At 39.3% G+C, this 21,757-nt stretch carries 18 protein-coding genes; 9 read left to right on the top strand and 9 right to left on the bottom strand.

The window, feature by feature from the left end:
- Positions 1–92: 92 nt before the first annotated feature.
- Positions 93–1,094, top strand: a complete 1,002-nt coding sequence (locus tag HR060_RS00365; RefSeq protein WP_174198270.1) for a hypothetical protein — start codon at positions 93–95, stop codon at positions 1,092–1,094.
- On the opposite strand, the gene HR060_RS19255 is transcribed toward HR060_RS00365, so the two are convergent.
- Both HR060_RS19255 and HR060_RS00355 read right to left on the bottom strand, forming a co-directional pair.
- On the bottom strand, positions 1,074–1,814 hold the full coding sequence (locus HR060_RS19255) for a helix-turn-helix transcriptional regulator (RefSeq protein WP_174198269.1): 741 nt from the start codon (positions 1,812–1,814) through the stop codon (positions 1,074–1,076). The genes HR060_RS00365 and HR060_RS19255 overlap by 21 nt on opposite strands.
- A 324-nt stretch (positions 1,815–2,138) precedes the next feature.
- Complete coding sequence (locus tag HR060_RS00355) at positions 2,139–2,873, bottom strand: SDR family NAD(P)-dependent oxidoreductase (protein ID WP_174198268.1); 735 nt, start codon at positions 2,871–2,873, stop codon at positions 2,139–2,141.
- Between the two features lie 224 nt (positions 2,874–3,097).
- Here HR060_RS00355 and HR060_RS00350 point away from each other — a divergent pair, with 224 nt between their 5' ends.
- On the top strand, positions 3,098–3,496 hold the full coding sequence (locus HR060_RS00350; protein WP_174198267.1) for a RidA family protein: 399 nt from the start codon (positions 3,098–3,100) through the stop codon (positions 3,494–3,496).
- 94 nt (positions 3,497–3,590) lie between these two features.
- Here HR060_RS00350 and HR060_RS00345 read toward each other — a convergent pair whose 3' ends face one another.
- The 5 genes from HR060_RS00345 to HR060_RS00325 are packed head-to-tail and all read right to left on the bottom strand — an operon-like array spanning position 3,591 to position 8,984.
- Positions 3,591–4,670 carry an acyl-CoA dehydrogenase family protein gene (locus HR060_RS00345; protein WP_174198266.1) on the bottom strand — a complete coding sequence of 360 codons (1,080 nt, stop codon included), beginning with the start codon at positions 4,668–4,670 and terminating at the stop codon, positions 3,591–3,593.
- The gene (locus tag HR060_RS00340; protein ID WP_174198265.1) at positions 4,667–5,827 is read right to left on the bottom strand and encodes an acyl-CoA dehydrogenase family protein; all 1,161 of its coding nucleotides are present in this window, start codon (positions 5,825–5,827) and stop codon (positions 4,667–4,669) included. The genes HR060_RS00345 and HR060_RS00340 overlap by 4 nt, the downstream gene beginning before the upstream one ends.
- Positions 5,820–7,355, bottom strand: coding sequence for an amino acid adenylation domain-containing protein (locus HR060_RS00335; RefSeq protein ID WP_174198264.1), 1,536 nt, complete (start codon positions 7,353–7,355; stop codon positions 5,820–5,822). The genes HR060_RS00340 and HR060_RS00335 overlap by 8 nt, the downstream gene beginning before the upstream one ends.
- A 1-nt stretch (position 7,356) precedes the next feature.
- Entirely contained in the window at positions 7,357–7,620 is a 264-nt protein-coding gene (locus tag HR060_RS00330) for an acyl carrier protein (protein WP_174198263.1), read from the bottom strand.
- A 47-nt stretch (positions 7,621–7,667) separates the two neighbouring features.
- Entirely contained in the window at positions 7,668–8,984 is a 1,317-nt protein-coding gene (locus tag HR060_RS00325) for a condensation domain-containing protein (RefSeq protein WP_174198262.1), read from the bottom strand.
- Positions 8,985–9,277: 293 nt separating this feature from the next.
- On the opposite strand from HR060_RS00325, the gene HR060_RS00320 reads away from it, so the two are divergent.
- From HR060_RS00320 to HR060_RS00300, 5 genes are all read left to right on the top strand, one after another.
- Entirely contained in the window at positions 9,278–10,816 is a 1,539-nt protein-coding gene (locus tag HR060_RS00320) for a DHA2 family efflux MFS transporter permease subunit (protein ID WP_174198261.1), read from the top strand.
- Between the two features lie 35 nt (positions 10,817–10,851).
- The gene (locus tag HR060_RS00315; protein WP_174198260.1) at positions 10,852–12,033 is read left to right on the top strand and encodes an HlyD family secretion protein; all 1,182 of its coding nucleotides are present in this window, start codon (positions 10,852–10,854) and stop codon (positions 12,031–12,033) included.
- A 404-nt stretch (positions 12,034–12,437) separates the two neighbouring features.
- Entirely contained in the window at positions 12,438–13,229 is a 792-nt protein-coding gene (locus HR060_RS00310; protein WP_174198259.1) for a hypothetical protein, read from the top strand.
- Positions 13,230–13,371: 142 nt separating this feature from the next.
- Positions 13,372–13,578 (top strand): hypothetical protein, encoded by a 207-nt coding sequence (locus HR060_RS00305; protein WP_174198258.1) that lies wholly within the window; start codon positions 13,372–13,374, stop codon positions 13,576–13,578.
- Positions 13,579–13,885: 307 nt separating this feature from the next.
- Entirely contained in the window at positions 13,886–15,520 is a 1,635-nt protein-coding gene (locus tag HR060_RS00300; RefSeq protein WP_174198257.1) for a response regulator, read from the top strand.
- Positions 15,521–15,527: 7 nt separating this feature from the next.
- Here the strand turns inward: HR060_RS00300 and HR060_RS00295 are convergent, their stop codons facing one another.
- The gene (locus HR060_RS00295) at positions 15,528–16,163 is read right to left on the bottom strand and encodes a glutathione S-transferase family protein (protein WP_174198256.1); all 636 of its coding nucleotides are present in this window, start codon (positions 16,161–16,163) and stop codon (positions 15,528–15,530) included.
- A gap of 125 nt (positions 16,164–16,288) precedes the next feature.
- On the opposite strand from HR060_RS00295, the gene HR060_RS00290 reads away from it, so the two are divergent.
- Together HR060_RS00290 and HR060_RS00285 are read left to right on the top strand one after the other, a co-directional pair.
- Positions 16,289–16,870, top strand: coding sequence for a TetR/AcrR family transcriptional regulator (locus tag HR060_RS00290; RefSeq protein WP_174198255.1), 582 nt, complete (start codon positions 16,289–16,291; stop codon positions 16,868–16,870).
- Positions 16,870–17,838, top strand: a complete 969-nt coding sequence (locus HR060_RS00285; RefSeq protein WP_174198254.1) for a hypothetical protein — start codon at positions 16,870–16,872, stop codon at positions 17,836–17,838. The genes HR060_RS00290 and HR060_RS00285 overlap by 1 nt, the downstream gene beginning before the upstream one ends.
- 51 nt (positions 17,839–17,889) lie before the next feature.
- Here HR060_RS00285 and HR060_RS00280 read toward each other — a convergent pair whose 3' ends face one another.
- Positions 17,890–21,756: a PAS domain S-box protein gene (locus tag HR060_RS00280; protein WP_174198253.1), complete on the bottom strand. Its 3,867-nt coding sequence runs from the start codon at positions 21,754–21,756 to the stop codon at positions 17,890–17,892.
- Position 21,757 lies beyond the last annotated feature (1 nt).

Here is a 21,757-nt window from a genome sequence, read left to right as displayed (position 1 = left end):
TTTTGTGGCTAACTAAGCGGTAATTTGTTTATATATGAATGGATTAAATTTAATGGGAAATAACTATGATAATAAATCTAAAAGAGTGGTAGATGATAAATTATTCATTTTCCTCTGAGCGTGAAACAAGCCCTCCAACCAATGTAATAAACCAAATGAATCAGTCATTAAGTGCGGCACTCAGTTATTCAGAGCGGTCTGGTTATGGCTGGAGCTTAATAAGTAGTATGTCCGATGTTTTAGATTGCTCGGGTACGATGGCAGGGGTTGAGCAAAACAAAATTTCTCAACAAGTTGCAAAATACAGCGAACAAATTGAATCCATATATTTGACCATAGAGCCAGTTGAGGGATTATTAGACGTTAACGAGCTTATTAACAGTATTGGTAGTAGTGCTTGCAAGCGTATTTTTATCAGTCATTCCACTCAAGTCAGTGATGATACCAGCACGGTATTTAGACGCTGGGCAAACGACTGGTCAGGTTGTGTTTTTTATCTTCCTTATAATTTAATCGCGGGCGATCTTGCGTCAGGCGTTAATACCGCACAACACTATAACCGTCCTTGGGTCAGTGCAATATGCGCCGGTAATCTCAGCGGTCAAAAATTACCCCTCGATAGTTTAACTAATGAATTTGGCTTTACTGCCCATATTGCAGAACAAGTCAGCCATTCTAGAGCAATCATTTACACGGTATCAGAATCATCTTTGTTAGCTTGTTTACCTAAGGACAACAAGGTAGGAGAGACAATTCCAACCTACGGCTTAAATAGCGCTTCTGATATTCATTCGATTCTGACTTATTTATTAAAAGAGGGACGATACAATGTTGTATTACTCTGTGATCTGCACTCATTGGCCAGTTATGTAGAGCTGGGTAAGATAGATGAAATCATCTATCATTTTTCGACCCAAAAAGGTGTGAACCTTCACGATAGCCGTTACCATGATAATCAGAGCGTACTTGATATTAGTGACTGGGCGACGGTATCAAGTACACTCGTGGGCGAGTGCAGTCGTGTTGTTTACCTCAATAGAGCTAAATACACTGAAGTAAAAAATCACACTTTACTACAATCTAGGTTGAATTAATCCACCCAAAATAGCTTTGGCAACAGCGTGCTGCCTGTTTGTTGCACCAAGTTTTTGAGTTGCTCCGGTTAAATGGAAAATGGCTGTTCTTTCTGAAACCTTGATGATTTTAGAAATCTCCCACGTCGTTTTCCCTTCACAAGCCCAGAATAGGCACTCTATTTCTCTGGGTGTCAATTTCTTCGATTTTTCGCTTTGCTCTGCGTTCTTTATTCGTGTGATGTTATTAAACAGATGAGAGCCGAACGATTGAGCGGGGAAGATAGCAGATAGCATGCGGTTATCTATATCTTCGCTGTTGTTTGTTGAGAGGCTGAAAACGCTGATTTCACCTGTATGGGCTTTATACGGAATAGATAAACCATTCACTAACCCCATCTCAGATGCATTTTGCATTATTGTTAACCCCTCAGGGGAGATGTATTCTTTTCTCTCAACTAATTTATCCCAGCGGATAGGCGCGGTATTTTCAAAACTGTATTTGACGACAGGATCGTGTTTTTGGCAATCCTGTTCCCAGTATGTTTCTAGCCAATCTGAAGGGTAGTTTGATAATGAAGTGATATTAGGCGAAACAAGAGAGGTTACTTTACAGATTGCGAAAACATAGTATTCGAATGAAAATAACTGGCAGAATTGTTCACAAAGTGACTCTATGTCATTGATACTAACAGCTGAATTAAGCTGGGTTGTGAGTTTTTCACATTCGTTCAAATGCATGAATGTCCCTATATTCTTTAAAAACTAAAATCAAGTATCCTTACTCTGGCGCTAGATGGTACTTGTTAATAACTTAAGTTTCTAGTAATAAATAACTTGTTGATATATTTAATTTTAATTTCATGTAACTGTTGTTTTTATGTCACTTAAGTTTGATAAGTGGCAATTGGGGGGAAACAAAAAAAGCGATGTGGGCTTTTTACTGAGAGGTCTATGTTCATCACAGCGCTTACTTACCCGAACTTAGCCTCAGAACTTAGCCAGTCCAAGAATAAGTAAGCAGATATTCGTTAATGATTATTCAAATAACGAGTAGAGTTATGTTTATTGTGAAAAAATTTCTTCTAATTCTTTAGGGGCATTTTTGAAAATTTGATGCATGTTAGTTGAGAATTCATCCGGAAATACCTCGTATTGACGTTCACAATATGAGTTAAGTACAGATTCAGCTATATTGATTGGGCTTGGCTTTGGCCCTTCATAATTTGCAGCCAGTCTTGTATCAAAAGGCCCTGGGTAAACGCCTTGTACAAAAATATCATCTGCTGAGAGTTCTGCTCTTAATCCTTGAGTTAAAAAGTGTAGCGCTCCTTTTGAGGCTGAATAGGTGCCCATTGCTTTGAAATTACTCAGGCCCGCTATTGAAGATATGTTAATAATGCCCGCTTTTGTTGATAACTTTAACAATGGCAACAATGCTTGAATAAGGGAAATACTGCCAAAGTAGTGGACGTCCATTTCTGCTTTTGAAATATCCAGTGCATTTTCCGATGAAAAACCACAAGCAGAGGCTATGCCCGCGTTATTAATCACTAAATCTAATTGGCTGATGGTACTAGATAAATTGTTGATATCGCTTTGCTTTGTGACATCTAATAGTACTGGTGTGACATTGGGCAGATTGAGCTCCTTTATTGTGTCACATCCACTTTGAGTTCTGCACCCAGCATATATATGTTCAACATCGCTTTTAGATAACGTTTTTACAAACGCTAATCCTAAACCTCTTGAACTACCTGTTACTAAAATGTTGGCGTTGGTTAAGTGTGGAAAATTCAAAGCTGATCCCTTCTGTAATTGTATTTATTTTGCCGATATTTAATGACGATAAAACCAGCTTTTAGCTGTCTTAATCGCTATTAGAAGTATTGTTAGCTTATCGAGTATATGGAAAAAAAATCGCACATCACCTGTAAGTTGTTGCAGCTAGCTAGCTGTAAAAATATCCGAAATAATCCAAAGCTAAAGTAACGCTAATAAATTAAAACTAGGAAGTTTTTGTAATGTTTGAAATGTTAAATCCACCAACGCGCCATAACCCGAGTGGGTATACTCATGGTGTCATCATTCCTGAAGGTAAAAGAATGATGTTTATTTCAGGGCAGTTATCAGGAAATATTGATGGGGTATTGGAAAGTGAAGATTTTGTTGTTCAGTTTTCAGCTTGTTTAGATAATGTTTTAACTGTGCTTGAAGCGGCCGGAGGCACATCTAAAAATATTGCTAAGATGAACATTTATATCACAGATTTCCCTTTATACCGCTCTAAAAAAACAGAACTTGCGGTAGCTTGGTGTTCGCGCTTCGGTGAAACATTCCCGTCGATGACGATTATCGCAGTTCAAGAGTTATTCGACCCCAAAGGCAAGGTTGAAATAGAAGCCATTGCATTTGTTGATTAATACTATTGAATCTAAAGTAAATTAAGAAAACCTGATTCTATATTAAAATCAGGTTTATTGATGAACTTGTACTGAAAATAACAAGTTCATCTCCTTATAAAGCGTCACCTATCAGTGATAGCATTATTTCCTTACTTCCTCCTGCAAGAGACAAACCCATCGCTTCGGTACTATATCGCTCAGCCATATTGCCATTGAGATAGCCAGATAGGCCACTCCGTTCTGAATAGGCATGTGTTAAGGCACTAAGAAGTTTACTGCCCATATATTTGAGGGCAGCAGAATCTTTGGTTGATAATTGCTTTTGCTCTTGGTTTTGAACACAAGCTTCAAAATACTCTTGATAAGCGATTAATTCGATCTTTAGCTTTACTGCTTGATTGTTTTTACCGTTAGGTAAGGAGAGTAATCGACTGAATAAATGCTCCGCTAAACCGAGCATTCTTGCACTGACAAATAAGCGCTCCGTTTCTAAATGTTGCATTAACATGATTAACCCAGCACCAGACTGACCAATTAAATTTTCATTTGGGATCACCGCCTGTTGCGCGTTAAAGCCTCCCAAACAACCTTCATAGCCAATGGTCGGTAATGCATCCTCTCGAGTGATCCCTTGAGTATTTAAAGGGACAAGAAACAAGGAATAACTGAAAGGGCTTCGGCTTGGATGCGTTCTTGCCAAGACAATGGCGACATCAGCAAAGGGCAGGTTAGTGATGCCTCTTTTCGTTCCATTTAGCACCCAACCATCGTCACTTTGCTCTGCTGAAAAGCCTATGCCCTGTAAGTCACTACCCGCATCGGGTTCTGTCATCGCAAGAGAGAATATCGCTTCACCGTTTAATGCTTTTGGCAGCCACTTAAAAATGAGACTTTGACTCCCTTTTTCGAGTAAACACCTTGCCCCAATATCAATGTGAGATGTTAAACATAACCCTATGCCACCAATAGGTTGTTGGGCAAGGGTATAGTGCAAATAGAGTTGTTTTCTTATGTTGTTTTGGCCATAGGGTTCTGTCCAACCTGATACTAACAGCTCTGAATCAGATAAGGACTTAATCAGCGCTCTTATCGGCAGGACATCTTGTTCAGACCAGGCCTGAATATTAGGTTTAATTTCGCTTTCGAACCACGCTTGCACATGTTTTTTAAATATGTTGTCGTTAAGGTTCATTGCACATTCCCTGAATAGTTGTTTGTTTCAGTATGGATATCATTGAGTAAATACTCTTCTGATTCTAAGAAAAGCGTACCCCAAAACGATTCCTGATAATGACCAGATAAACGACTGCCTTTTTGGTAGTGTTTGACGCCGCCTAAATGCATTGCTTCTTTTGATACTTGTTGCATTAATTGACTGGTTAAAAATTTAGCTGCATGAGTCAATTCTTTACAGCTGTCATCAACTAATACCTTGGTTAACGCTTTATTAGTGAGCGCTTTGTTTGTTAACCATTCCGCTTCAAAAGTCGCGAGTTTTTGCTTTAAAACATCATTATCAAGAAGTGGCTTATTATTTGATTTTCTCGAGCGCAAAAAAGCAGTGATATTATCTAAATTGATTCGCGTTCTATTATTTAATCTCAGGCAAGATAAAACCCGATGATTTAAGAATGCTTCTCTTATTATTTCTGGATTAAGGTGTTTTAACCGGTGAAGTTCGCCTACCTCCACTTTGTCGAGAGTCAGGTTTGCAACCGTAAAACGATCACTGATTGAAAGTTGGGTCTGCGAACTTTCACTTATACCTGACGAATTTCTTGATATCACAAAAGCGGCGAGGTTTTGCGTTTGCTCAACTTTGGCAAATACTAGGTGCATATTGACTTCAGGAGACAGTAATACTGGCGGTAAGTCACCATTTAGCTGCCACGTGTCTCCTTTACAGGTTGCAATGATATTCGTTTTGCTTGGCGTTATTTCATTCTCTAGCTCATAAGCTATCCGGCTAAAAAGTGTTTTGCCTGAAGCAATCGCTTGCAGTGTGCTCGTCGCGCTTTTTTCAACGGTATCGCCTGTATCTAAAAGCTTAGCGACGATATTTAATTGATAAGCGATTAATTCACTGGCTAGAAGTGAAGGCAGTGCCCCTAAACTCTCATCCATTATAGATTGTAAAATGAGCTGTTTTTGTGGGTGTTCTCGCACTGCTTCTTTTGCTGTGGCAAGCTGCTGGTGATATTGAGAAATAACCTCTGTACAACTTAAGGCGATGCTGTTGTCAGCAGGTTCAATAAAGCTAGAAAGAAGCTTGGTTATTTGCTCTTTAGTCGCTAGCATCTCTTGAACTGCCAAATGCTCCTTGATTAAGTCACTTCTATTATCAAACAACTGCTAACTCCTCATTATCAGTGGCTATGATGCTTTCGTAACTGCTTTCTTGTTGATAATGTTCAAGTGCTAACGAACGCACTAACTTAGCATTAACCTTGCCGCTCGCGCTTAAAGGCATTTTATTTATTTGCGCAATCAATAGAGGACGCATGTACGATGGCAGCTGTTTACTAGCTTCTGTTTTTAAAGAACTGAGATCCATTGTTAAATCTTTCACTTTAACAATAACCGCGAGACACTCACCGTGTTGGGCGTGATCAACTTTTAAGACAACGACGTCTTGAACGCCTTTTGTTTTTAGAAAAGGTGCTGCCACTTCGCCTAAATGAATGCGATAGCCATTAACTTTTACTTGCTCATCAATACGGCCAAGGAATATTAAGTTGCCATCTTGGTCATATTGCACTCTATCTCCAGTTCGGTAATAGCGCTTATCATTATGAATAAATAACCGAGTATGGTTTAAGGTATCCCTTTTCAAATAATTGTTCATCACTTGAGGGCCTGCTATACATAGCTCTCCAAAATCGTTACCGTCTTTTTTATCTAACATGACGTTAATGTCAGGAAGCGGAGTACCTATAGGGAAATCTGAATAGTGCTTAATATTTTCTTTTGATATTTCAAAAACGGTACAAACACAGGTGGTTTCTGTTGGGCCATAACCATTTAATACTATGGTATTGGGAGCCGCATCTAACCACTTTGCAATGGTGTTTGGGTTTAACACTTCTGCGCCCGTCATGATGCATGAAAGGTCAGCGAAGTTATTTTCATTGAAACCTTCTATTGCGCTTAACATGGTCAGTGTTGAACCGACACCGCAAAAGTGAGTAATGCGATTAGTCGATAGAATATCCAAATACCTCAGCGGTAATGGAATATTGGGGCCTAACCATACAGACGCACCTTGATATAGAGGTAACAATACATCTGCAATGGATACATCAAAATATAATGCTGAAGTATTCATGCATCTCGCATTACGTGTTATGCCCATGTAGCAATTAACCGCAGTAAAAAAAGCGTACATTGCTTGGTGACTAATACATACACCATTAGGTGTACCGGTAGAGCCTGAGGTATATAGAATGTAAGCAGGGCTGGATAAATCAGTATCGGAAGGTTCGAAACGAGAAGATGAGATAGCTTGCGCGTTTTTAATGTTAACTACTGGTGCACAGTTGAACCACTTACTGGTTGAGTCACTGACAACAATGGCTTTTGCTTCACTGTCATCTAAAATACTCTGCAGCCTGGGCTTAGGTGAGCTTGTATCGACCGGGACATAAGTCGCATTGACCAATAAGGTACCCAATATAGCAACGATAGCATCGTTGCTTTTAGGTAGTAAGATCACAACGCGATCGCCTGGCTCTACTCCTACTGCTTGTAAGTGTGATGCAAGTATTTTGGCACGTGCCGCAAGCTCTTGATAACTAAGTGCTTGTGAACCATCATCTATTGCCATTTTATTGGGCTGAGTATCAGCCCAATGAAGAACACGATGAGTTAACGCTTGCATATTAGGCTGCTCTTTTTTGTACAAGTTGTGTAAGGGCACCAAATGAAGATAAGCCGTCTATATCTTCCACTTCTTGGCCAAAACCAAAGCCAAAAACTTGGCTGATTTTCACGCTAAGCGAAACAGCATCCATACTACTTAAACCGTATTGGCTTATGAAATCATCTTCAGGCTGTAAAGATATATCTGTTGATGTGAGGTTTTTTACGCTAGCAATAATTGAAATTAATTGTGCTTCGATTTTTTCTACATTTAAGTCGTTCATAATAAATCCTGAGTTACTTGTTACATGGGTTGTGGTCAATATTGGACTTACGCATACTCAACTAGTGGTTCATCTGCGGTTGTGTTTTTTGAGTATGCTTGCAGGTGCAAATACAAAGACGTTGATAACTTTTCTACCATTTCGTCTGATAAGCAGGGCTGAGGGTAAACAAGGTTGATATGTTGTTTACCTAAATATTCATAACAATGAATCACAATTGAGAAGTTAGCGGCGACGCGGTTAGCCAGCATCATGTAATCAATGATTTGTAACTGCTCGTAGTTTGACGTTATCTCTATGCTACCCATGTTGGTGATACCAACGCCTTGGATAAATTGGTTTAGTGTTGAGAGTTTTTTGGTGCCGCTATCAATTTCTTCATAGTTATTGTCCATCGGTGATAAGCAAGACGTCATCATTTTATGTAGCAGCGCCTTCTCATATACTGTGGCTAGTTCAACGATATTCTGATTGTTGGTGTCGATGGTATTTTCGGCAATCGACATATAACAACCCAGGTTCGAACCCGCGGTGTTATTTTGTAAAAACCTCAAAGAGACTGCTGTACCAAAATTAAAAGGCGTTTGTAAAAATGCGTTGTCATGGATAGCTAAACAAAAAGCGGCTGAGATAATTGAATTCAGTTTGAGTTTATTTTCAGTTAAACCTTGATTAAGAGATTGAAGCATCTCAGGTTCAATAATGATGTTTTTCCAGCCTGTTTTACGATGTGAAATAGGGCATTCAATGTCATGTTGACGAGGTGGTTTAAGGTTTGTTGGCGGTGTATTCGGCACGTTGCCATACAGGTAATCATCGATAGGCTCTGGCAGCTCAATAACATTTTCGAGACTATATTCACGTTTTAAAAGCAGTGTATTTAAAATCTCAAAAAACGTATTGGCTAATTCATGCATACCATTAGCGTCAATAATAGAATGGTGAGCACTGAAGGCTAAAGTATAATTTTCATTAGCATCCTCTTTGAGGATTGTTATTTTCCACAGAGCCTTTTCTTGCACTAATGGCTTATCGACACAGTCGCTAATGATCGTTTGTTTTTCATGTCCTTTACTGAGCTGGACTATTTTGATTTCAATGTCAGTGAAATCTACATTTTGGCAAAACCACAGCTCATTGTTTTTATTTTGAATACTGCACTGTAAAGGTATGTATTTTTGATATAGATAATGTAGCGCTTTTATTAATAACTCATCAGATAGCAAGCTATTGGCTTTAAAATCTATAATCTGCGTGCCTTGAGTTGAACCGCTCAAATTCGCATGGAAAAGTGCCATTCTTGACTCAATAGCCCCTAATTTCCGTATTTTTCTATTCAGCTGTTCATTATCTATTGAATTCACGCTACCTGCTCCATTGTTCAACTTTTTCTCAAAGTAAATGCGTTGAAATTTAATTGTGACCAAGAAAATTGGGCTTTGGATAAGGCCAATTTAAGAGGCGTGCAGCATGTTATATCGATAGCTAGAAACAGAACATTGTAATATCTGACAGGTAGAGAGGGCTTGAAAATTAGCACAATATAACGCCGCAAAAAGTGACTAAAAAAGGCGAGTATTGCCATTTTCGTTACTACATAGGCTTTTTATTTTATGTAACCCCTTAAACTTTATTGTTATTGGAGTAGAGATAACTAATGGATGATTCTAAGAAAAAGTGGTTGATTGCATTTTCTGTATCATTGGGGGGGATCATGTCCTCTTTAGATACGTTTATCCTTTTTGTTGCCACTCCTAATTTAAGAGGGATTTTTTCTGCAACGATAGCTGAAATAAGCTGGGTAAGCACAAGTTATGCAATTGCGTCGATGACGTGTATGTTTTTATCTGCGTGGTTTGTTGGACGCTATGGCAGTCGAAGCGTCTATTTAGGTGGGCTTGCTTTTTTTGCTGCAGGCTCTGTTTTTTGCAGTATGTCAGTGACACTAGAGCAGCTTGTTTTTGCTCGGGTAATTCAAGGTTTAGGTGCGGGGGTTTTGTTACCTGTAGAGGGGGTCATATTACGAAAAACCTTCCCTCCTAAACAGCACGGCTTAGTGATTGGCTTGTACGGTACCTCCATAATGTTTGGTCCCGCTTTTGGGCCCATGCTAGGTGGAATCATCATTGACCAATACAGTTGGCAGTTAATTTTCATTCTCAATATACCGATTGTCATTATCAGTGCTGTGATGGTTCGAAAGTTCCTTGTTAATGAAAATACCGAAGAAAATAAAAAAACATCACACTTTGACTTTATGGGTGTCATTTTACTTTTAATCAGTGTTATCAGCTTAATTTGGTTATTGGAGCGAGGAGAGCGCACCTTTTGGCTTGAAGATGACTTTAATTTACTGCTGATAGTTGTCTCTTTTGCATCTTGGGCATTTTTAATTGCCCATTCTTTAATGGTCGAAAAGCCATTACTTGATTTTAGAATTCTCCAGTACCGCGTGTTTGCTACCGCAAACATGTTGAACTTCTTTGCTGCGTTTTTGATTAGTGGAACGTTATTTGTTCTGCCTATTTATATGCAGGAATTATTGGAGTTTTCTCCTACCCAGGCAGGGACCGCAATGGCACCTCGTGCTTTTGTTATGATGCTAGCGTTTCCATTTGTAGGATGGCTGTTTAATCGCGTGCCTGCAATTGCTCTGATTACTTTCGGTATCGGAATGGGGATCTTAAGCGGCGTGATGATGTCTGGGTTTACCGCTGAAACCGGTTGGCACGATATGATTCTGCCTCAAATTATTCAAGGTGTGAGTGCCGCATTTATATTAGGCCCTGTGACGACCGCAGCGTTAATCAGTATTCCAAAACCCAAAATGCCCAATGCCGCAGCACTTGAAGCAACTACGCGTTTATTGGGAAGCACAATTGGCATTGCCGCTTTTTCTACGCTGATTACTCATTATCAATTACGTACATGGGAATTGTTAAGACACAATGTGACCTTATCGAGCACTGTTTTATACAAGCGTTTTAATGGTGTTATTGACTTCTTTTACAGTGAAACGTCGAGCTCTTTATTCGCGTTAGAAAAAGCATACAGGGCATTGAATGGAAGGGTAACTGAGCAAGTTCAGGCACTTACCTATATGAATTTATTTCAAATAATCACTTTAGGCTTTCTGATAATGTTGGTGCTTTCTTTTGGTTTATCTCTAAAACCAAAACCTGAAGCCGTTTCTTAATCACTATTACTTCAAATATTTTACGGAATAAAACAATGAGTAAAGTAAAAACTTTTTTTTCAGACTTAAGAAGCCAGGTTGGACTGGTGATATTCGCAGTTGTACTGGTCATAAGTGGCTGGAGTTATTCGACTCGTCATATCGAGTCAACGAATAATGCAACGGTGCAGTGTGATGTTATTGATGTTGTCTCTGAGGTCAATGGGATAATAAATGAAATAACGTTTGAGGATAATCAAAGCGTCAAACAATTCGATGAAATAGTGAGTCTGGAAAGTGCTCAGTTTGTCGCTGATGTCAGTCGAACACAAGCATTGCTCAATATTAAAAAACAGAGCTATAAAGAAGCGCAGAATAATGTGTATTTACTTAAAGTCGACAGAGAAAAAGAACGCCAAGAACTCGTGGCTGAAACACAATCTGCACAAGAAAAAATTAATTCTATGGTCGCTTCAATAGAAGAAGCAAAGCAGCAGTTACAATCGTCTGAGACTGACCTTAACTTTTTGAAAGAAGACTTTGAGCTCGCTAATCAACTGACCAGTAAAAAAGCGATTTCGGAAAGAGAGTACAAAAATACCAAACGCTTGTATGAGTCTAAATTAGCACAACATTCTGCACTGTCTTCTAAATTAAAAAGTCTAGAGGGGTTATTAGCAATAGAAAAAAATAATTTATTGAATGCTAAAAATGATTTAGTGGCATTTGAAGAGTCGACGTCTATCGTGCTAGATAACGCACAAGCTAAAGTAACCACAGCTAAAGCTGATGTTGATTTTTCCAAGGCTGAATATGAGTTATCCAATATCAATTTAAAGCGGACGAGCATTTTAGCCCAGAGTACCGGGAAAATTACCAATCGTCGCGTATCTTCCGGTGACTATATTGAAATCGGTCAGCCTTTAGCCAGTATTGTCTCTTGTCAGCAGAAAGCTTGGATTAGAGCTAACTTTAAAGAAACTCAAATTGGCAATATGAAACAAGGGCAAAAAGCAGAATTTACAATAGACACTTACCCAGATGTTACTTTTGTCGGCATTCTTGAGAGTATATCAAGTGGAAGCGGTTCAACTTTTAGCGTTTTACCTCCTGAAAATGCCACGGGTAATTTCACTAAAGTAGTCAAAAGAATGCCGGTGAAAATTATGGTCAGTGATCACTTAGATAAAGAGTTTAGAATAGGTGCTTCTGCTAACGTTAAAGTCTATTTACAGTAATAATATGTTTTATAAGGGGTATTTAAGTCTATTTAAATACCCTGATAATGCCTTTCAACAAAGAGTCAATTGTGTTTTGATTTAATCGTGCTAGAGCGTTCAATCGCGGCTTCAGTTGCACTTTTATTTGATTGATTTGTACAACTACATCCGATTCTTCAATATCTTTTCTTTTCATGTCTAATCGATGACATTCAAGTTATTTCTCTGTTGTTATGTCCGAGTTCACACTTTCACTACCTAACCTTTGCTGTGTGATTTTTGATTTCATACCCTAATTAAGCACAAATATTTAACTTAAAGGAGTAGGACTGCAATGAATAAGGGCAGGTATAAATGGCAGTTAGGGTTTTGCGCCCTACATTTACTCGCATTTCCAGCATTAGCATCACCTAGTGCAGATTATGTTACTAAACAAACAAACAAACGAAGTAGGCGAAGTCATCAGTACTGTTAAAGGCAGTCAGTTTGGCCGTAAGCTTGACTATAACGATAATCAATATATGCATTTTCGATTCGATGATGCTGAAACAGGGGCAATAGATGAAGCGGGCCTAACCAATAGCTGGGCAAGCATTACTGATACAAATAATCGAGCTGGCAGTCAATTTAGCGTGTTACACGAAAGCGCGGGTCAAAACGATACGGCTCCAACCAAAACTTATCAACCTATCACGACTCGCTTCGGCGATACTCGAACCCATGATGTGCGTTATAACTTATCCGTAGATGTCAAAGACCAAACAGAGGTCAACCAATACTTTGCATCCGTTTGGGTACGCTTGTCAGGTGATTTTGCCAACCTTAGTACGCATAAAGCGAATCAAGCAAACTTTATTTCTTTTCAACCTGATCGCAGTACAACTTCAGGTTTAGTTGGCGGGCCTGGGATTGGTGCTTCAGGTATTTTTAGTCCACCGCGTTTAGCCGTTGGAACGGGCAGTGGTGAGCTTACTCAGTATCACGGTGATAACTTATTAGCACAAATGGTTCCTGGGCAATGGCACAGGGTGGATGCTTGGGTTAGCGTCAATGACGCTTCAACCAATTATACTGATGTCGCTCGTTTTTGGCTTGATGGTGAACTCATCACAGAACGACAGCAAGCAGGTTTTAGACAAACTGAATTTCCACAGATGCAGGCAATTCATTTTGTTAATTATATGAAAAACCTTAACGATGGTGAGTATAGCTAGTCATTACAAACTGACGACCACTACATCGACTTTAGCGATGCAAGCGTTGAGTTAACTAATCCAGCTACCTTCAGCACCGCTCCTTATCGCGATATCCCATGGGTTACCGCTTTTATCTGAACAGCAGCTTGCACCAGGTTCAGTGACACCTATCCCACTTAGACAAATGATGATTAGGCCGGTTGAATGGCAAGAGGGCAGTGATGTTAATCATCATGGTGTTCGTGACCTTTATAATCACCAAAAAGTGATGTATACACCGCATACACTGATTCAAAAAGACAGTGATGGAAATGTCATCCACCAGCAAAATGTGACTATCGATAAAACACTGTTTATCGATCTCTAGCTACTGTTTTAGCTCAATAAAGCCGCATTGCGTATTAAATGCGGCTTTTTTCTTTTAGCGCCTTTGCATTCTTTTTTCTTAATACGCCATTTAATCACTACAGCTGCAGCATACGTGTTTAAGTATGGTTAGCACTATGTCGGCTACTGATAAGCGAAACGCTAACCTTAGATATCGAGATAAAAGCTCAACTGCCATTTCACTAGATTACTAATGCGCAATAAGCACGAGGATAAGTTCGACTAAATTCATTGTTTTTTATATGCTTTATTTAGGTAATTATGATAATTAGTGGCTTAATTTGGAAATGGATAAACAAGATTTAGCGCATTACCCTTCTTTAAATGTATTGATCATTGATGACCAAACACTGGTTCACAATACGATTAAATCTGCCTTGTTCGAACTTGGGGTCAACAATATTAAAACGGCAGAAAATGCTTATTACGCCCTAAGATTATGCCAACAAATGCCTTTTCACATTGTTATTTGTGCTTTTAATGTCCAGTCCGATAAAGATGGATTTCACCTCCTCGAGGAAATGAAGTTTAAAGGTTATGTCACTAAAAGAACTGTGCTGATTTTTTTAAGTGCCGACACTGCTGAAACACTGGTTAACAGTATTGTTGAATTACAGCCTGATGATTTTTGGGTAAAACCACTTTCTCCAAAACAAGTACAAGACAGACTTGCCGCTACTTTAGAAATTAAACAAAAGTTATTTGACGTATATACCGCCGTTGATACCAAAGCTTATGGTAAAGCCATCTATTATGCTGAGCGACATTTACTAGATAAAGAAATGGTAAAATTTCATCTGCATTTACAAAGAATGAAAGGTGAGAGTTTCTTAGCAATTGCGGAGTATCAAGAAGCCGAGGCATTTTTTACAAAACTGCTCGAATCCAATAAGTTATCTTGGGCTTATTTAGGTTATGCAAAAGCATTGATGAAGCAGGATAAAATGGACGAGATACAGGACTTGCTGCTTGAATTACAAGATAAGCCCGACACCCGCTTTGCAACCTATGACTTACTCGCTCAATATCATATTGATCAAGAAGAATACGAACAAGCGTATGATTTGATGCAAAAAGCCGCCAAATTATCGCCGAGGAATATCGAGAGAAATAAAAAAATTTGGGATTTGGCTCGTCTTACTCATGATCATGAAGGACAGTTTAAAGCTACTCAAGCCATGGCAAAATATGCCCGAAACTCCATCCATGACTCACCTGAACTGATGTTAAATGTGATTCGCTCAGGTATCGATTTTGCTTCTACGCTCAATGGCGAGCAATCTAATAAAGTTGCCAAACAAGTTGAAAGCTATATTCAACATGTGGAGTCGAGTAGTCAGGATATTGTTGAACTCAAAGAACAAGTTATCGTGGCAAAAGCTCGGTTGCACAATGTTAGAGAAGAGCAGGCTTTAGCCGAGCGACTCGTTGAAACCCACCTGACATTAAAAGCCAGTTCGTCGCTAGAAGATAATCTAGACAAAGTTAAAGTTTTTCACGAACTGGGTAAAAAAGAAGATGCCTTGGCTTTACTTGAAGCGATTAAAAACCAAATAGTGGGTGATAATTTAACAAGTCATGTTGTTTCTCGTTATATCGAGCAAGAAATGGATCATCGAATGACGATCCCATTTACAGCCAAGCAACTCAATAGCATGGCTGCAGAGCATTATAAAAAGAACCGCTTTGATTCAGCATTAACCACACTCAATCAAGCGTTAGCCCTGACGCCTAAGAACATACGTGTCATGTTAAATATCTTAAAAGTGCTGTCTAGTATTGATGCTGGCGAGGGCTTATCTGTTGACCAAAAAGCATTGACCCAAGATATGTTCAGTTTACTTGAAGGCGTCGATTTATCTCCCCAACAGCAGCAGATATTGGATGAACTCGCATCCAAAATACCTGCTGTGACAGAATAAGCTTGATTTAGTTTTTAGCTTCCTCTGTTGGAAATAGTAATTTTTCTGGGCTAAATGCTGCAAGAGCTGGGCGTTCTGCTAACGCTAAAATATAGCGATTTAGCTCAGGGTAGGTCGCTTCGCTCAATTCTCCAACCGCTCTTAGGTAAGCTAAATTTTGCCATGCAAATATATCAAGCAAACTGAACTGATTTTTATGCCAGTAAGTCTGTCCTTTGAGCTTATTTTCAAGAGCATCGAGTTTGTGAGGTAATCGCGACTTGGTTCTTGATTTTATGTCTTCTGAATCACCAAACACTCTTAGCGATATCAAGTTTCCGCTCAATTGATCCAGAGAACTGGTTAAGAAAAACAGCCACTGGTTAAATTCATTACTAGTCTCATCAAGTAGTTCAGGTTGGTATTCTCTTGCTAATGATAAACATATTGCACCTGCTTCAAATTGGATCTCGCCGGCTAAGTTTTCATAAGTAGGCACCAAACCAAATGGGTTTAAATGGCTGAATGGCGGTTTTAAATGTTCTCCTTGCTGGGCATCTAACTTAACTGCTTCTAAAGAAAGGTTGAGCTCTTTCGCTAACCACCTAACTTTTAAAGAGCGGTCAAACTGAAATAAATGATAAACCTTGCCAATTGCCTGCATATTATTCTCCATAAATTTATAAGTAACCGATTGGTGTAAAACAGATTAGGCGAGAAAAATTAAAGCTGCAAGCTATTTTTTACCAAGTGGTGTAAAATAAAAGTACAAGGTGGAGGAGACAAATATTGGCAAGAACAAAAGCATATGACCGGGAAGTGGTATTAGAAGTAGTGACTCGGGCTTTTTTAGAAAAAGGATATGAGTCGACGAGTATGGCCGATTTAATGGCGGTAACCGGTCTAAATAAAAAAAGCTTGTACAATGAATTTGGCAACAAGGAAGCCCTTTTTTTACAAGTACTCGATGCTTTTGTTAGTAAAGAAAGGCAAGTCTTATCACCTATTCTCACGACAGAGCCTCTGGGTTTTAATAATATTCGACGCGCCTTTGATTATTTATTTACGACCTTTTCAGAAACCGGCTGCTTACTTGCATTAAGCCTCAATGAAGCTTCGTGTATCAGTGAGCAAGCTTTGCGTTTTATTAATGCATCTTTGTTATCAATTGAAGAAGGTTTTAAAGTGAATTTAAGCCATGCTTTATCCAACGAAATGGATGCTCAAGCTTATGCCCGCAATCTACTTGCACTTATGCAAGGTTATACGAGCCTAACCCGATCCCCGGCACTTAGAGAGCCCAACTTAGCTAGTCTAAACTTCTTACTCGACCAAATTGAATATCAAGTCAATCTTGCAAAGGAAAACTAATGGAACTGCTTTGTAGCCAACAGATTTCACCAAAAAATGCATTTCACAATGCCTTTACCGACTTTATTGAATTTCAAGGTACTTTCTATGTTTGTTACCGCCAAGCGACAAATCATGTCAGTAAAGACGGCAAGATTATTATCTTGAGCTCAAGCGACCTAAATAAATGGTCAAAACACTCAACGCTTGCTCAATACAATGCTGATTTACGTGATCCGAAACTGTCTATCACCCCAGACAATCAACTTTGTTGTTTGTTCTACCGCAAGGTGTTTAATCAGCAGGGTGTTAATATTGAAAACAAAAGTTGTGTTAGCTTTTCTCAGGATGCTAAAACTTGGTCAGCCTTTAAATTGGTTTCGCCAAATAACTGGTGGTTATGGCGATTGAGATGGATACCCAATCAAAAAGAAGCGTTAGGTATTGCTTATCGTCGTTCAGAAAACCGTGTTGCATTATATCAAGGGAATCCACAACGTTATTTAGACTGCACCGTGAATGATTTAATGAGTTTAGCTACCCATGGAAAGGGTTATCCCAATGAAAGCGATATTATTTTTAACCAAAAAGGCGAGGCTATATGCTTGTTAAGGCGCGATGCAGGAACAGGCTCTGCCCAGCTTGGTATTGCCAAAGCGCCTTATAAAAAGTGGCAGTGGATTGACTTGGTTTATTACCTTGGTGGCCCATGCCTAATTCAGCTCAAAGACGGCCGAATTTTAACGTGTTCAAGGGTGTTCACTAAAGCTAAAGGTCCACAAACTTATCTGCTTGAAATACAAATAAATGAAAACAACTTGGGACAATATCAAGCTAAGCTTTTACCTTTATTTGCCTTACCTTCAGCGGGGGATAATTCATACCCAGCTATGATAGAAAAGCAAGGTCACTTGTATATCAGCTATTATTCTGAGCACGAATCTTATCCGTCCGATATATATATGGCAAAGGTTGTACTTGAAACATAGAGTGGCTTTACGAGCAGCGTAAAGCCGCTGGCTTTAACCCTATTGCCAAACTTAATTAAGTGTTTTATCAAGTAAGCGATTTAAGGTTTTGGCAAGCTTTTCCGAGACAATTGGTTTAGTCAAATACGCATTCATCCCTGCTGCAAAACACTTATCTTCGTCACCTTGCATCGCATTGGCTGTTAGCGCAATGATAGGTACATTTGCGATGATAGGTAAGTTGTGCTGTCTAATGCGCTCCGTTGTTTCGTAGCCATCTAAAACTGGCATCTGACAGTCCATTAAAATGGCATCAAAAAACAGTTCTTCATTGTTAATGATATCTAATGCTTCTTGGCCGTTATTCGCTGTAATGACCTTAGCGCCAAGGTTTTGTAGCATAATGAGCGCAACTTGTTGGTTAATGAAATTATCTTCTACGAGTAAAATACTCGGCTGGCTATCTGCCGTAGTAACCGGCTCTTCTACTTCAACCGTCCTAATATCCAGTTTCGTCTGACCTTGTTGATTGAGCGACGTTTCAACATACTTAATCAGTTCATTTGCTTTAATCGGTTTGCTCACCATTTGGGCTAAGTGACAAAAGCCATCGTGCTTTTGTGGTGAGCTTTTACCAATTAACAAAATTGGACTTTGAATGAGCGCTGGGTGTTCTAATTCGTCGGGTAATAATTCGGTATCTATGATCAGCAAGTTGTGTGATGAATTCGTTGAAATTTGTTCTAGGTCATCAATTAGTTGGCAAGATACCCCCGCATTTTGCAAAACTTGCTGGGTCACTTGTTGATGGATTTTTCCTTTGATCAATAACGCTACTTTATCGGTCGATGATTCGAAATAGGGGTTTTGAATTTCTGGGTTTGAGGCTGGTTTAAACTGTATGTTTAAGCTAAAAGTTGAGCCAATATTTTCTTCACTATCTATTTGGATGTCACCGCCCATAAGGCGTGCAAGTTGTTTAGATATGGTCAAACCTAAACCAGTTCCGCCATACTTACGAGTAGTGGAGGCATCTGCTTGAGTAAATTTATCAAACAGCTCTTCTACTTTCTCTTTGGCAATACCAATACCTGTATCTAACACGTTGAAAGTAACTTGAGATTGATTGACATCGACAGAAAGATAAATGTGACCTTGTTCAGTAAACTTGATTGCATTTGTCAGTAAGTTGCTGAGAACTTGTCTTAATCTGTGTGGATCGCTAATGATATATGTTGGAACTTTCGGCGCGATGTAAAAAGCAAAGTCTAGTGACTTATTGTGTGCTCGAATACTCAAAGTTTCAGCCAGTTCTGATACTAGCTTGTGTAAGTCAAACTCAATAAGCTCTAAGTGCATCTTACCCGCTTCAATTTTTGACAAATCGAGAATATCATTGAGCAGATTTAATAACGCCTTACTGCTTGATTCAAGTAGTGTGGCATAGTGGCGTTGAGAATCATTGAGCTCACTTTTTAGCAACAGATCATTCATGCCTATGATGCCATTCATCGGAGTTCTGATCTCATGACTCATATTGGCTAAAAATTCACTTTTTGCCTTGTTTGCTGCTTTTGCTTGTTCTTCTGCACGTTTTAAATCGGTAATATCTTGAAATGCTCCTAATAGGCGAATGGGAGCACCGTCTTGGTAAATAGCTCGCCCTGTTGCCCTTACCCAGATATGTCGTCCTTTGGCTGTGATAAAAGGCAATTGCACATCCCAACCAAGGCCGTTGGCTATACCTTGTTCCACAGCAGCGGTGATCACATCTCTGACTTCTGGGGCATAGAAATTAATAGCTTGTTCAACACGCGGTTTGTAATCGAGCGGCACTTCGTGGATATGAAAAACTTCTTCACTCCAAAAAAGCTCATTATTGGCTAAATCGAGTTCCCAGCCACCCAATTTAGCCATTTTCCCGGTTGTTTCTAATACTTGTTGTGAACGCCTTTTCTCTGCTTCGAGTTGTTTTATTTTACTTAAATCTTTACCTATGCCTAAAAAGCCATTTATGTTGCCTTGCTCATCATAAAGCGCGGTGACGGATAATTGTACGGGAAAACTCGAACCATCTTTGCGTATATAGGTCCATTCGTTTTCATCGGGTAGCCCCAATTTAGCTTTGGCTACAAAGGTTTCAAAACCGACTTCAACATCATAGTTGAGCTCTTTGGTTAATTGAGCTGAACGAGCGATGACTTCATCTGGCTGATGAATTAATGCTGGTGTTTGCTGGCCGACTAATTCGTCTGAACGATAGCCTAATAGTTTTTCAGCGGTGTGGTTAAACGTGGTGATAGTGCCATCTAAGGTTGTCGAGATGATGCTGAAGTTAGCACTATCGAGTATGCCTTTTTGTAGCGAAAGCGAAGCTTGTAATGCTTGTTCTGTCTGTTTTTGCTCTGTGATATCTGATTGTAAGGCCATAAAGCCGATTAATTTGTCATTTTCAAATAGCGGCTGACAGTAAATTTTTAACCAGTAACTCTTTCCTTGTTTTGAGTAATTAAGCACCTCTTCGGTAAAAGGGGTCGCATTAGTAATAGCAACACGCATGCGGCGCAATACATCTTGTTCAATACCACCTCGCTGCAAAAAATCTTTGGGCCTTTTACCTAATACTTCATCTTCGTGATACCCCGAGATACGAGTAAAGCTTTGATTGACCCATTGTATTTTTTCATCGGCGTCGGTAATGACAACAGCATTGTTTGTGCTTTCAACTACTTTAGCCAACATGGCGTTTTCTTGGGCCGCTAGCTTTAAATCATGCTCGGCTTGATACTGGTGGGTTAAATCTCGGCAGTAACCAATACCTTTGATTTGGCCATTTTCTTTTTCAAACCGACAAAATATTTGTAGGTATTTAAATTGCTCTTCTGGTGTTTTTAGTTTGATCGAGGTTTCAAATTGACCATTTTTTGAGATGGCTTGAGTGAGTTGGTGCTGAAATTTATCTCGGCTGTTTTGGTCGTCAATTAAGTTCAGCCAACTGGTGATTTTAGGCGTATATTTTAACGGATGGACCTGATGCATGCGATACATCAACTTGTCCCATTCTAAATTGTTTTCACTTGGATAGTATATCCAAATGCCAATTTGCGCTGATTCTGTGGCAATGGCAAATTCCTTTGTCAGGTTTAGCAGCTGTCTTTCGATTGAATGTTGATGACTGATGTCGAGTAAGGTGACTAACATACAGTCTTTTTGTAAGTGACGAAATGAAGCCATTCCTAAACTGACATAGTGCTTTAAACCATAAGCATCAATTGCCCAACATTTTACACCTTTATCCATTGCCAGTGATTGCTTCTCTTTACACACTTCCCTTAGATAAAAGGTGTGTTTGTAACCGAGCTCTTCGGGTAATAGTAATTGAATGGGCAGGCCGACTAGCTCCTCAACAGGGTAGCCATAAGTTTGTGCAAAACTTGTATTTGCCGAAATAATCAAACCACTTTGGTTTACCAATAATGCACAACAGGGTAAATGGTTGAGATCTGCGTGCGAGGTATCAGGGCTAGAGGTCTGTTCAGTAACAGCAGAAACGAGCTTTAAATCGATTGGACTGGCACTTAATAAGCGATAGTCATCAAAATTTTTTGCTGTAAGACTGAATTTTAATGCCAGGCTAGTGCCTTGTTTTGTTTTAATTTGATAGGCAAGGTCCAGGCCTTTTTGACCTGAGCGTTGGTAAAACTGTCCAAATTGATAGATAGCTTGTTCAGGCGTTAAATTGGGAAAAATTAATTCGATTAGTGACAGGTTAGCTAATTCATCTATCGAATATTCGATAGTATCGGCGAAAGCGTGATTACACCAAGTGATTTCACCATGACTGTCTATTTCTATCATAGCGCATGGCAGGTTATCTAAAAGTGGGTAATCGTGTTTACCTAACGGCCTTGGCCAAGTTAAGTTTGATGAATCAGACATA

This window comes from Marinifaba aquimaris (assembly GCF_013328345.1).
Taxonomy (GTDB): Bacteria; Pseudomonadota; Gammaproteobacteria; order Enterobacterales; family Alteromonadaceae; genus Marinifaba; species Marinifaba aquimaris.
Note: the sequence above shows the minus strand (reverse complement) of the source record. Positions and strands in the feature narration are given on the sequence as shown.

Bases quoted from the DNA above. Each gene is read 5' to 3' on its own strand.
- HR060_RS00300 (WP_174198257.1), top strand. From the start codon at position 13,886: ATGGATAAACAAGATTTAGCGCATTACCCTTCTTTAAATGTATTGATC.
- HR060_RS00295 (WP_174198256.1), bottom strand. From the start codon at position 16,163: ATGCAGGCAATTGGCAAGGTTTATCATTTATTTCAGTTTGACCGCTCT.
- HR060_RS00315 (WP_174198260.1), top strand. From the start codon at position 10,852: ATGAGTAAAGTAAAAACTTTTTTTTCAGACTTAAGAAGCCAGGTTGGA.
- HR060_RS00310 (WP_174198259.1), top strand. From the start codon at position 12,438: ATGTTACTAAACAAACAAACAAACGAAGTAGGCGAAGTCATCAGTACT.
- HR060_RS00335 (WP_174198264.1), bottom strand. From the start codon at position 7,355: ATGCAAGCGTTAACTCATCGTGTTCTTCATTGGGCTGATACTCAGCCC.
- HR060_RS00285 (WP_174198254.1), top strand. From the start codon at position 16,870: ATGGAACTGCTTTGTAGCCAACAGATTTCACCAAAAAATGCATTTCAC.
- HR060_RS19255 (WP_174198269.1), bottom strand. From the start codon at position 1,814: ATGCATTTGAACGAATGTGAAAAACTCACAACCCAGCTTAATTCAGCT.
- HR060_RS00365 (WP_174198270.1), top strand. From the start codon at position 93: ATGATAAATTATTCATTTTCCTCTGAGCGTGAAACAAGCCCTCCAACC.
- HR060_RS00280 (WP_174198253.1), bottom strand. From the start codon at position 21,756: ATGTCTGATTCATCAAACTTAACTTGGCCAAGGCCGTTAGGTAAACAC.
- HR060_RS00350 (WP_174198267.1), top strand. From the start codon at position 3,098: ATGTTTGAAATGTTAAATCCACCAACGCGCCATAACCCGAGTGGGTAT.
- HR060_RS00330 (WP_174198263.1), bottom strand. From the start codon at position 7,620: ATGAACGACTTAAATGTAGAAAAAATCGAAGCACAATTAATTTCAATT.
- HR060_RS00320 (WP_174198261.1), top strand. From the start codon at position 9,278: ATGGATGATTCTAAGAAAAAGTGGTTGATTGCATTTTCTGTATCATTG.
- HR060_RS00345 (WP_174198266.1), bottom strand. From the start codon at position 4,670: ATGAACCTTAACGACAACATATTTAAAAAACATGTGCAAGCGTGGTTC.